The organism is Pseudomonas fluorescens (assembly GCF_018614775.1).
GTDB classification, from domain to species: domain Bacteria; phylum Pseudomonadota; class Gammaproteobacteria; order Pseudomonadales; family Pseudomonadaceae; genus Aquipseudomonas; species Aquipseudomonas fluorescens_BY.
On the sequence record NZ_JAGGOF010000025.1, the window covers coordinates 123,152 to 135,542 of the forward strand.

General features: G+C 59.9%; 8 protein-coding genes and 1 pseudogene. 1 reads left to right on the top strand and 8 read right to left on the bottom strand.

Annotation, left to right across the window (positions count from 1 at the left end):
* Positions 1-10: 10 nt before the first annotated feature.
* Genes J7E36_RS07470 through J7E36_RS07505 form a run of 8 tightly spaced genes read right to left on the bottom strand, consistent with a single transcriptional unit; the run spans position 11 to position 10,858 of the window.
* On the bottom strand, positions 11-1,585 hold the full coding sequence (locus J7E36_RS07470) for a GMC oxidoreductase (RefSeq protein ID WP_231286334.1): 1,575 nt from the start codon (positions 1,583-1,585) through the stop codon (positions 11-13).
* Positions 1,575-2,858: an NAD-dependent epimerase/dehydratase family protein gene (locus tag J7E36_RS07475; RefSeq protein WP_215001410.1), complete on the bottom strand. Its 1,284-nt coding sequence runs from the start codon at positions 2,856-2,858 to the stop codon at positions 1,575-1,577. The genes J7E36_RS07470 and J7E36_RS07475 overlap by 11 nt, the downstream gene beginning before the upstream one ends.
* Positions 2,855-3,259, bottom strand: coding sequence for a GtrA family protein (locus tag J7E36_RS07480; RefSeq protein ID WP_215001412.1), 405 nt, complete (start codon positions 3,257-3,259; stop codon positions 2,855-2,857). The genes J7E36_RS07475 and J7E36_RS07480 overlap by 4 nt, the downstream gene beginning before the upstream one ends.
* The gene (locus J7E36_RS07485; RefSeq protein ID WP_231286335.1) at positions 3,256-4,047 is read right to left on the bottom strand and encodes a class I SAM-dependent methyltransferase; all 792 of its coding nucleotides are present in this window, start codon (positions 4,045-4,047) and stop codon (positions 3,256-3,258) included. Before J7E36_RS07485 ends, J7E36_RS07480 begins: the two co-directional genes overlap by 4 nt.
* On the bottom strand, positions 4,044-5,057 hold the full coding sequence (locus J7E36_RS07490) for a glycosyltransferase family 2 protein (protein ID WP_215001415.1): 1,014 nt from the start codon (positions 5,055-5,057) through the stop codon (positions 4,044-4,046). The genes J7E36_RS07485 and J7E36_RS07490 overlap by 4 nt, the downstream gene beginning before the upstream one ends.
* Before the next feature lie 12 nt (positions 5,058-5,069).
* A complete protein-coding gene (locus J7E36_RS07495) occupies positions 5,070-7,502 on the bottom strand; it encodes a phospholipid carrier-dependent glycosyltransferase (RefSeq protein ID WP_215001417.1) in 2,433 nt (810 codons plus the stop codon).
* 30 nt (positions 7,503-7,532) lie between these two features.
* A complete protein-coding gene (locus J7E36_RS07500) occupies positions 7,533-9,983 on the bottom strand; it encodes a glycosyltransferase (RefSeq protein WP_215001419.1) in 2,451 nt (816 codons plus the stop codon).
* Between the two features lie 56 nt (positions 9,984-10,039).
* Positions 10,040-10,858: an ABC transporter permease gene (locus J7E36_RS07505; protein WP_215001475.1), complete on the bottom strand. Its 819-nt coding sequence runs from the start codon at positions 10,856-10,858 to the stop codon at positions 10,040-10,042.
* A 261-nt stretch (positions 10,859-11,119) separates the two neighbouring features.
* On the opposite strand from J7E36_RS07505, the pseudogene J7E36_RS25220 reads away from it, so the two are divergent.
* Positions 11,120-12,346 (top strand): annotated as a pseudogene (locus J7E36_RS25220) (ABC transporter ATP-binding protein); the annotation flags it as partial.
* Positions 12,347-12,391 lie beyond the last annotated feature (45 nt).

Here is a 12,391-nt window from a genome sequence, read left to right on the forward strand (position 1 = left end):
TGCTGATGTCCTATCGTTGGTTTGCAAGGGCGCGTCCTATCCGGTCCGCGTTGGCCATGATGGTCAGGGTGTGGGATTTTTCGGTAAGGATGGGCAGACAGGCCCCGTCGACAACGTGCACGCCGGGCAGTCCGGCGACTTCCCCCAGGCTATCGGTCTGCCCGACCTCGGGCCTTGCGTGCATGGGCAGGGTTCCAGCGTAGTGGATGTCCGTCCCCGGTTTGGCAACGGTGAAACTCATCGGCATCAACAGCGCACCCAGCCTCCAATAGATCCGACGCAGCCTGGCCTCGGCGGTTTTCATCAGCCCGGGTGCCTCGGCTTGCAGGGCGCCGGTGATGCTCAGCGAACCGTCCGGGCGTAACCTCGCCATGTTGTTGGACAGATGACCGGGAAGGAAGATATTGGCGACCAGACAGGCCCTCAGCAGATTGTTCAGCAGCTCGATGCCGAGGCGTTTGCTCATGGGCAGGCGACTGACAAACTCGCTCATCGGCAAGCCCGTGGTGCTGAACGTCGAGCCGAAAGCGCGGGTGTCAGCCGCCAACTCCAGGGCGAACGACAGCTGTCCCAGGCCAAATGTCGGAACCCTTGGGGTCCCGAGCATCGCTGGCTGCCATAACAGGAAGGCGGCCGTGGGTGACGATAGCAGTCGCACCGCAGCGGTGTAGTTCAGCTGCTTGAGGACGAGCCGGGTGGAGGCCAGCGTTCCTGCCGCCAGCAGGAGGCGCTTGGCGCAGAAATGCTGGGAGGAATGCCGGTTGGTGATCAGCCAGGAACCGTCCGCTTGCTGCAGAAGGTTATCCACCAGAACGCCTTGGGCGTGCCGGAAGCCCGGATACTGCTTGAGTTTGACAAGTTCTTGCGACGCGCTGTACAGCGCCTGGTTCTGGCACCCCCACAGGCAGTTGCCAGACAGGTCACAGGCCTTGCGTGCTTCCAGGGGCTGGCTCAAGGCTGCCACTCTGGCGCGGCCGAGACGAAACCCCAGCTCGGGAAACGCCTGCTGGCAGCGTGTGTAGCGATCAAGCAGTCGCTGGTGCAGCGGGTCCATCGGCAAGGGCGGCTGGGACCATGCATCGAGGCCGAAATAGCTGGAAAGATCGTCATCTGCCTGACCACTGATACCGATTCGCCGGGACACCGTTTCGTAGGATTTCTCCAATTCGCCGTAGTCGAAGGGAAGTCCGGGCAGATCGCTGGCGCTAAGACGTGCAACGCCACAGCCCCAGGCATTTGACAGGCCACCTGTGGCCAGCGAGCCGACACCGGTGAAATTGTGGGTTTCGATGCGGTTGCCCGCGTTGAACCCGCGAAAGACATGGGCGTGAGTGGGCGTCTTCAACTTGGGGGAAACCGCGTCCGATTGGCTCAAGGCGTGGAAGTTTTCACCGATCAACCATTTCCACTGGGCTTCGTCATGGGGCCTGCTGGTGAGGTACGGGGCAAGCGGCGCCGCTGATGAGCCAGCATCGACCTGGGCATCGACCATGAGCACGGTCAGGCCGGCCTTGACCAGTGGATAGGCCGCTGAAGTCCCGGCCGGCCCACTGCCGACAATGATCACATCGAATTCAGGTTTCACGCGGGGCTTCACTTCCAAGAAACAGCCGGCCGGCAAGCGGCTGGCATAACGGGGTCACTGCGTGCCACGCCAGTGCTTTGAGCGAAGTCCATCCCAACGCCATCAGTGTGGAGGCGAAGCTGCGGTGCGGTTGCGTGCCGAAAAACCGCTTCGCTCCCAATGGACTGGCTTCGGCAATAATGAGTGCAGCCTGTAAGCGCCAGGACAGGTCCTGTCCATCGGGCGTATTGAGGATGCCAGGATGGTCGAGCAGGGTCACCAGAACCGGCCAGCGCCGCAACCGCTGCGAGCGAATGGCCGGCCAGGTTTTGCCGGCCTGTTCCAGGGCTTTTGCGTATCGACTGACCAGACTTCTCGGTGGCGGGCTGTCGAGCAGGTAGCTCAGCAGCACGTAGCCTTCTTGCAGGCGCTGCCGACGTTGCCCCCGACCGGAACGGTGCAGGCCGTCAGCCAGGGGGCGCAGCTCGATACCGAGTGTCTGCAGGGCGGGCGCACTGTCCATCGCGGGCAGATGGATCAGCGAGAAAATCCGCTCCAATCCCATCTTCGCGCTCAGCGATGGGCCGAGGCATCGGCGCAGCAGCTTGAGCAGCGCCACCGGCAAGGGCACCGGCAGACGTACTGCGTGGACTCTGTACGCTGCGATTGCCATGAGAAAGCGGCCAAAGGAAACAGGCACTATCGCGCCCAGGTTCAGGACGTTGCCGCTGATATTTTCTCGCTCGACCACGGCCAGTATCGACGCCGCGAGGTCGTCGACGTGAATCGGCTGCACGCAAGGCGCAGGCAGCAATATCGGAATGACCGGGAACCGCCGAACCAGCCCGGCCAACAGGCCAAAGAGCCCGCGCTCCGGACCGCCGTACACCTGGCCCGGACGAATCACCACACCGCCGGCCGCCAGCACGGCTTGCTCGATCCGCCATTTGGTCCGGCCGTAGGTCCCCGGGGCAGCGGCCTCGGCGGTCTGGCTGGAGATGAAGATGAACCTGGCCGAGGCTTGTCCGGCACAATGGATCAGCCCTTGGGCGGCTCGCACTTCGTCGTCCGCGCCCAGGCTTGCATTGGCTGATGTATTGGCCGCCAGGTGGATAAACACCTGCACGCCTGCCGGGCAGTCCGCAAGGGCGCCCGCCAGGTCGTAGGGCAGCCAGGCATGGGCTGGGGAGCAGGGTCTACGCGTGGCGCAGATGACCTCGTGGCCATGCGCTGCCGCCCGGGACGTCAGCTGCTGCCCGATGTAACCCGTGGCGCCGGTAATCAGCAGCCTCATCTTCCTACGCCTTTGACGCGCTCAGGTGCCTGGGTCTTGGATGTGAACACGAACAACTTGCTGATCCAGTACGTCATGAATACGCACGCTACGTCAGCGACAAATTTCACCACGGTCGGGTTATCGACGAAATACAGGCCTACGCTGAGCAAGACCGACGCGAGCGGGATGTTGATCGCCAGCAGCGAGAAGTAGCTGAGCGCCTGTACCTTGCCGCTGCCGTGGTTCGATTTGAACGTGAAGTGCCGATGCAAAAAGAACGCGAACAGCCCGGCAAGGCCTTTTGCGACGATGTTGGCCAGGACTGGCTCATCCTTGGAAAAAGCCATCAGCAGCAAAAAGGTGCCCATGTCCAGCGCATAGGCCAGCAGCTGGATGGCGGCGTACCGGATGAAGGTCAAGGTTTGCTCCTGATGACGATAAGGTGATGCAGGGCCAGCACACGTCTCAAGGGGTGGAGCAGTTTTTCAACGATTTTGATCAACGGAATCAGCGCGTCAGGTAGCAACTGGCGAAAGTTCAGCCCACCCGAAATCAGGTACCGGGGGTAGTTGGTGAAAATTTCCTGATGGACGATCTCCAGTTCAGGGTACTTGAGTTCGAATGTTGGCCTGTCCCGCACGAAGACGATGTAGCTGAGCGCCTGGTTGGCACCGTTCATGGGGCCGGTTGACGGGGTTTCCCACGACTCGAAGTGCTTGTCGAAGCCCTCGGATTTGAACAGGCGCTTATACAGGAACGTGGCAAAGGGGCCGTGAAAGGGTTCGATCAGGATCGCCCCGCCACCCGGGGCCAGGGTTCGTTCCAGCTCGCTGAAAAACCGATCGGGATGGGGGAAATGGTGAAAGCAGTTCTGGGCATAAAAGGCTTTGACCGAGTGGTCGGCCAGGCTCATTGATTGCGCATTCAACGCCATGTCCAAGTGCTTGCTGGCGACAATGTCGGTCGCCAGTACGCCTGGGTACGAATCGCGCATCGGCGCGATGCCGGCACCCAGCTCCACTTCCAGGCCATCGACCATGAAGTAGCGGTCTGCCAGGCAACGGAAGGCATGGTGAAATTCGATGAACACTTCCTTGAGCATTTGTTTGCGCGCAAGAATTTTTTGATGCAGTTCAAGGCGTTCAGCGCCATCGACATCCAAAGCCCTGAGCGATGGGTCCGACAGCAAATCCCGTAGCGTCTTCATGGAGTCTTCTTCCGCAATGACGTTGCGTTACGGCGTCTCGAATGCCTTGGCCTGCTAGGCACGGAGGCAATGTCGTAGCCGAGGAATGCCATGATCAGTTGTAAACCCAAGAGCATTGGCAATGCACTGAGCATCACCGTCCCTGCGGGCGTCTGGACGCCGCTTTGCGCAGATTCATACCAGTGATAGCCGCCAAAGACGGTGCCGAACACGACCATGAGGATACCGACGGGCAATTCGATCGAGGCCAGGGACATGTCACGCAGATAGTAGTTGTAGAACACGCGCTTGGTGAAGTTTCGCAGGTGCTTGAATAGAAATTCGCCAACGATCCTGGAGATCCTGAGATGACTGATTTCCTCGCCATATCGCGCTTGCATCGGGATATCGACCACCACGGCGCGGACGGTATTCAAGCGGAACAGGATGTCGGTCTCGAAAAAATAACGCTCGCTGACCTTGTCGAGGGGCAGCAGCCTGGCAACGTCGCGATGAATCGCGGTGTAGCCGTTGGTGGGGTCGAACAGATCCCAGTACCCCGTCGACAGTTTCGCCATCAGTGACAAGATGGCGTTGCCGAATAGCCGGACCCGTGGCATCGACTGGACTTCTTCCAGGTTGAAGAAACGATTGCCCTTGGTGTAGTCGGCTTCGCCCGCCAGGATCGGCTCGATGAAAAACGGGATCAACGCCGGGTCCATCTGACCGTCGCCGTCAATTTTGACGATGATGGTGGCGTTGTCCGCAATGGCTTCCCGGTAACCGGTCATCACGGCGCCGCCCACGCCTTTATTGACGTCATGGGGCAGGACCCTGACCCTGGGATCGGTGCAGGTGTCCAGCACATGCTGACCCGAGCCATCCGGACACGCATCGTCAATGACGTAGATGCGCCACACTTGCGGGCCGATGGCTTGGATGACATCGATGATGTGCGCCGTCACCCGGTAGCTGGGGATGACGACCGCGACTCGTGGTTCTTCCGTGAAAAGCTCTGTTTTTGAGTTCATCGATATCGCTGGCTATTGTTTGAATGAAAGTGACTTGAACTCCACGGGAGTGTCGTTATGGCCCGACGCATAAATGATCGCGAACGCGGCGTCCGCGGGGGCGACCCCATTCATTTCGTAGGTCTCCCATTGCGGCGTGCAGTCAAACGTTTCGATGCTGGCGGAAATGAAAGCACCATCGGCGTTCATCCAGTTGGTCTGGATTCTGCCGGGCGTGGTTTGCGTGGCGCAGCGTGCTGAAACCACACTGACGAATGCCTGTCCTGGCGCTGCCTCGACCCGCTGGGTGGCCGGCGTCGTGACCGTGACGGTCAGGACTTTTCGCAACGCGTCATAGGAGGATGGCCGGGTCAGATGCCAGCCCTCAAGGCCGGACAGGTCAGGATTGAGCAAACGCTCCTGGGGTGCTTGATTGACTTTTCGCAGCTCCAGGGCGCCCATTTTTACATACGCGTCGGACACGTTCTGCAGACGCTCGAGTTGCGCTTCTGGCGTGCTGTTGTGGTCGATGACCAGCCAGCCCACCTGGCGACGATGCAACAGCCTCGTCAGCGCAGGTGGCGAGGTTGCTGTATCGAATTCATTTTTCCAGGTCACGTTGTACCAGGACGCGTACAGGGCATCGCCTTTCAGGCCCGCCATCAAGGGCGAAGCAAAGACTGCCACGGGACGGTTGCCGACGTTCAGTACGTTGACGGCGTCGACTATTTTCCTGATGGGCAGTGTCTCCGATAGATAGGCATCCCGACCTGCTTGGCTGAACAGCGCAAGCGGTTTGATCTGGCCATAGTAGGTTGCCGCCTGGATGAATAGCACGTTAGCCAGGACCAGCGACGCACCGGCAATGATGCCGAGCGTCTTCGGGAAGACCTTGTTGTCGGAAAAGGGCAAGGCGAGGACCACTGAAAACAGTGCGAAGGAAGGGAATATGTAGCGCAAGTACGCGGTCGACTGGAACGGCAGGATGATCGCGCCAGCCCCCAGCAACAAAATACACCAGGCTTTTCGTTGGGCGCTCAGTGCCAGGACGACAGCCGCGGTGGGCACCAGCAGCCACTGGAAGCCGGCGGCACCGGCTTTTCCCTCGATGAACTGGGGGGCCTTGAAGACCATGCGATAGAGGGTGTCCCAGGTGACCCCTTTGCCGAAGATGGCCGGTGGTTCGAAGTTCACGCTCGGCCAGAGCGGCGATTGAAAAACGCCGTTGAAAAACGGGAAGACCGGATTGCCTGTCAGGTGCCAGGCGGACAGATACGGTGTGATCCCCGCCAATAGCAGGCCGATGCTGCCCAGCAGGAGCGTCCTGACGACTCCGGGGCGGACCCAGGCTTTGTACTGCATCAGCAGTAGCACCAGCAGGACTGGCAGAATGCTCAGTGTTATTGCTTTGGTCGCCAGGGCAAACCCCAGCAGAGTCCCGGCCAGGATCAACTGCGACTGACGCTCCGGGGCTTCGGAGGTGAAGCGTGAGACTTTCAGGATTGCCAGTGATCCGCCCAATACGAAGGCCGTCCACGCCGACTCGATGAACAGGCTGCTGCTTTCGGCAAAGGCCAGGGGCGTGGACAGGAAGAAAAGGCTCGCCCATCGGGCGCTTGTGGCCGTTCCGCCGGCCCAGATCGTCAGGTTTCGAACTTGCCACGCCACCAGCAACGTGAACGCGCAATTGCTCAGGCGCGATGCGGTTTCGCCGGCCAGCATGTAGCCAATGCCATAGATCCAGTCGGCCAGCATCGGCATGACAGCCCATGCGTACGTACCGGCGTCGAAGCTCCATTGGTGGCGCTGCGCCAGATGTGCAGGGATGAACAGGTGCATCGCCAGCGCGTCGTGTCCCACTTCCGGCATGAAGGCGACCGCTGCATACAGGCAGGCGAAGCCGGCAATCAGCACGTCAAGGACAGTCTGGAGGGGAGGCTGCGGCGCGCGTTCGGCGCGGACCCAGCGCAGAAATGCTTGAGCTGTCGCCCCGGCGTGTTGGTGCCCCAATACCAGCGGTAGCAACAGCAGCGTTGCATGCAACCAGGAGTAATTGATCGGGAAGTAGGCCGCCAGGCCCGTCAGCGTGCCGAACGTCCCGATGCCGATCAACAGTTGGACCGTCCAGTCGGTTGCGATACGTCGCCCCAGCATCCACCTGCCCAGCGTCATGGAAGACGCTGCCAGTACGGCGACGACAATCATCGGCCAGGCCTGCCCGCAAGCGATGGACAGGCCCCCGACCAAGCCCGCGCCGAGCACTATCGGCGACTTGCGAGTGAAGACGGTAAGGGTGGCAAGTACGAGCGCTGACAAAAGGATTGTCCGCGTGGCGCTGTTCATCGACGGCCATTCGAGTGTCGAAAAGCCGTACAGGCTGATCACCGTACTGGCCAATAAAACGAGCACCACCGCCGCGTACTTCAAACTGTCTCTGTGCAAGGTATCGTCTCTGCTGTTCAACATGTCAGTGGCTTGCGAAGGACAAAGGGCCGCCTACACGTCTCGGTACGCATGTGGGACCCAAGGGCCCCATTTGCTTTCGTAGATGGCTTTGTTTTTTTCGAACAGCGCGCGTTTTTTCTCGGCCCCCAGCTTGTTGAACGACGCGGACAAGTGATGGTGGACGAACACGTCTTCGGCGCAGAAGGCACGCATGCCTCGCTGCTGCACGCGGCGACAGTAGTCGTCATCTTCGAAGAAGCCCAGGCCATAGTCTTCGCAAAGGCCACCGATCTGCTCGTAGGTTGAGCGCGGGAACATGACGCAGAAAAAGGCCAGGGTGTTGATCTCGAAGCCCTCGCCCATGCGCAGGCGGGTCAGCTCTGACGACTCGGTGTGCATGTCTTCTATCCGGTTGTAGCGGGTGCTGACCTTGGCTTCATTGCCGATGTTGTTGGTGATCGGGCCGATGATCCCGATGTCCTTGTTGTCCCTCAGGTGACGGAGCAGGCCCCTGACCCAACCGGCGGTGACCACGGTGTCATTGTTCAGGACCACCAGGTAGTCGCCGCTGGCCGCCGCGAGCCCCACGTTGTTGCCCGCCGCAAAGCCCTTGTTGTCGGGATTGAGGATGACGATCCGGTCCGGGTGCCCCTCTGCCCAAGCGGTAAGGAACCCAGGGGTTTGGTCGCTGGAGTGGTTGTCGACGACAATGATCTCAAGGTTCGGGTAGTGACTATGGGTCAACAAGCTGTCGAGGCAGGCCCGGGTGAGTGCCAGGTTGTTATAGGTCAGCACCACGACGCTGACCTTGGGCTGAGGCAAGGTGTCGATGGCCTGTCGCAAGCTCGCGGCGCGATGCCGCCAGGTCTGCTCCCGGGCGAACGATTGACGGGCCCGTAGCGTCGACTCGGGCTCGGGCAGTGCCTTGAGGATGTCGCGTATGGCCGAGAGGAAGTCCGCCGGGTTTTCAACCGCCCGTACCAGTTCGCCAAATTTGCTCAACTCCGGCAGTTTCACCGATACCACCGGTTTGCCGGCGCTCAAGTACTCGTAGACTTTTACCGGGTTGGTGGCGAGGGTCAACGGAATGACTTTGAACGGCAGCAGGCAAACATCCATGGCATGCAGATAATAGGGCAGCGAGGCGTAGGGTACTTCGCCTTCCATGAGCACATTCGGGCAGGCCTTGAGGCGCTTTTTTGCCTGAGCCGTGTCATTGCCAATCAGCAGTATCAGGTGCTGCGGGAATGATCGGGCAACCTGCCTGATCAGGTCCAGGTCGAACCATTCGGCAATGGCGCCGTAGTAGCCGATGATTTTTCGATTTCCCGGATCCTTGTAAATACTGTCGGGACGCCGGCTGAAGAAGTTGTACTCACCCGCATTTCTGATCACCGTCACGTTGCGGTTTTCCCGCTTGGCATGCTGCTCGATCCAGTCAGATGTTGCGACCAGCAGGTCTGCCCGGCGCATCAGCGCTATTTCCAGGTCGAGCAGCTCCTGCGCAACGTTGCCGAAGCCCTCATGGTGGTCCATGCAGTCATAGATCAGCGTGGAGTTGGGGATACGCCGTGCCAGGGGAAACCAATAGGCGTGCTGAACGATGCAGTCCACTGCGCCGACGTTCGCCCACTGCAGGACCATGGCGATGCTCTGGCATAACTGGCGAAGCGCCTCGACTGAAGGCGGGGCATGGTAAATCGCTGGCGCACCGAGCACCTTGAGACGGATCTGGAACAGACTTCCGGGCCCGTCCAGTTGCTCGACTTCGAAGCCCGGTGTCTCATCGTTGATAAAGTTGTTCGAGATATAAAACGTTGTCTGGCCGGCCCTGGCCAACTCTTTGGCGAGGTTCTGCGGGCGCTGTATGCGGAAATGCCAGTCGATGACGCCGAACATCAGGATCGTCGGATGCGTGGCGTGAGGCGCTGAAGGATGGCTCGCCTGGGGAGGCGCGGGCGAGGAAGATGCCAGGCTCGATGAGGTCGAGGGATCGCCTGACACCGGTTTGCGCGGTTTGAACCAACGGCGGATTCGACTTGCCAGTCTGCTTTTTTGTTGCGCATCGAGGGGCAGCAGGGCGAATAAGCGACGGGACAATTGATACAGGCCTTTGCGGATCGAATAGCGCAGCGGGGCGCGCTCGATGGCATGGCTCCAGTCCGAAAGTTTGAGCAGTTCCGCCTGCTGGCGGGTCAGGCGGTTTTGCAGGTCCGCAACTTGATCGAAGAGGGCGACCGCTTCACTCTCTTTGGCCTGTAACAACGCCGAGGCGGCTTTCAGGTCTTGTTCATTTTCCTGCAATTGCCCGCGCAGTGATCCCATCGCGCGTTCCTGGGAAGAAGCCCGCGCGGTGACTTTCTTCAGGTCCCGACGCAATTGGTCGATGAGCAGATCGCGGTTCTCGATTTCCTTGACGAGCTGCACGGCTTCGGCGGATCTGGACTCTGTTGAGCGCCTCAGTTGCTCGATGCAATCAACGAGTCGGTTGAGCTGTTCCATGCGGTTTTTCGATCCTTTGGTTAATGCGGTCAACTCAGGCCCGGGGTGCGACATTTTCATATCACATCGGCAAAGCCTTTACGTGTTCTCTGAAACCAGGCAAATCCCGACCAGGCGATCAGCATAGACACGGCGGAGTAAGTCGCCAGGTTGCTCCAGTGCGGCATCCTGCCCCAGAACAGCATGTCGCGCGCCAGTTCCACGGGCAGCGTCAGGGGGTTGGCTTGCAAGGCCACCTGATAACCTGGTGGGAGCGTCGACAGCGGATAGAAAATCGGTGAGAGAAATAGCAGGGCCGTGGTGATGATTCCGGTGAGCTGGCCAATGTCGCGCAGGTAGACGCTCAGGGAGGCGAGAAACCAGGAAATACCCAGCGTCAGCAATACCAGCGGAAAGAGCACCAGCGGCAATAGAAAGAGGGTCGCGGGCGGGACGCCAAACAGGATGACGTAGAAAACCAGCCACGCGAGCAGGCTGACGGTCGTGTGGAACAGCGCCGCACCTAGCGACACCAGGGGAAGGATTTCCAGGGGGAAGACTATTTTCTTGACGTAGTTGGTGTTCGCCAGCACCAGCCCCGGTGCACGATTTACGCATTCGGAAAACAGATTGAACACCAACAGGCCAGCGAACAACACCAGGGCAAACTCGCTCTTGGAATCCCCGCCACCGGCCCAGCGGGCCTTGAACACCACACTGAAGACGAACGTATAGACCACCAACATGAGCGCTGGGGTAAAGAACGACCAGACGATACCGAGTACCGAGCCTTGATAGCGACCAATGACCTCCCGGCGAATCAACACCCGGATCAGGTTTCGATGGACGAACACGCTCTTGATCAGGGTAAAAGGCGAAATACTGAACGGCTGCATCAGTTGCTTGATCCTTGAGGCGATGTCGACCAGGAACTCCATGATGGCATCCTCAGGGAGTGGCGTGGCAAATGTAAAGCGATTCAGATCGGTGGCTCAGAGGTGGTTGTCACGCTGTTTCGAAGCAACTGATTGACCGCCCAATACCGGAGAAGGTTTTTTTTCACCCGGTCTGTGCTTAACTGCCCCGCAAGGTCCTATTACAGCTCATGTTCATGCACACCGGTACAAACGGTAGTGATTCACGGATGGGTCTTGCCGATGTCGAATGAAGTGGCGATCAACGCCGAACACCTGAGTAAGTGCTACCAGATCTATGACGCGCCCAGGGACCGCCTGCTGCAGATGGTGATGCGTGGCAGGAGACGCTTCTATCGCGAGTTCTGGGCGCTCAACGATGTCTCCCTGTCCGTCTCAAGGGGAGAGACCGTCGGCATCATCGGTCGCAATGGCAGCGGCAAGTCGACGTTGTTGCAACTGATTTGCGGAACGTTGACGCCCACCCATGGCCGCGTCCAGAGCAACGGCCGGATCGCTGCACTGCTCGAGTTGGGAGCCGGCTTCAATCCGGAATTCACGGGGCGCGATAACGTCTACATGAACGCCGCCGTGCTGGGCTTGAGTCGCGCCGAAACGGACGCCCGCCTGGATGAAATCATTGCCTTTGCCAACATCGGTGACTTCATCGACCAGCCGACCAAGATCTACTCCAGCGGGATGCTGGTGCGCTTGGCCTTTGCGGTTTCTGTCGGTGTGGATCCCGATATCCTGATCGTCGATGAGGCCCTTGCCGTCGGCGACGCCTCCTTCCAGTTCAAATGCCTGAGTCGACTCGAAGAGCTGACCGCCAAAGGCACGACGTTGCTGTTCGTCTCCCATGACATGAGCATGATCAAGCGGTTTTGCCACCGGGTTATCTACCTGCGCCAAGGCCAGGTGGTTGCCAGCGGCGCGCCTGATGAAATGGCCGAGTTATACCTGCTCGACATGCGCGACGAGCAGCGCCGCTGGGCCAGTGGCGGGGTCATACCGGTAACGCGCAAACCCTTCATGGGCGCCCCGGACGGCATTGCGTTCGGGACCGAGGAAGGGCGTATCACTTCGGCCTGCTTCACCGACACCCAGCAGCTTTGCTCCAGCTACCTGTATGGAAACGACGTCGAGATTCGGGTGGAGGCGCTGCTGCACGAGTCGATCCACCAACCCAATATCAGTTTCACCATTCAGGAGGCGCGGCTGCTGGTGATTGGCGGGGCGAACTTCGCCTTGCCGCTGGGTCCCACCGAAAATGGCTGGCGGCGGGCGGCGATCAACGTGCGCTTCCCGGCCAATCTCGCCGCAGGTCGCTACCATGTCACTCTGAAACTGTTGCATGGGGTCACTGAAGACACCTCGCAGCTGATTGAGAAGCAGGTGGCGCCCCTGGCGTTCGATGTGTTGCCCAGCTCGAAGAACTTCCTGGGCATGGTGGATCTGGGCCTGCACAGCGTTAGTCCTCGGCCTGCTGAGTGCTCGTCCGGGCCCGGGCGGACA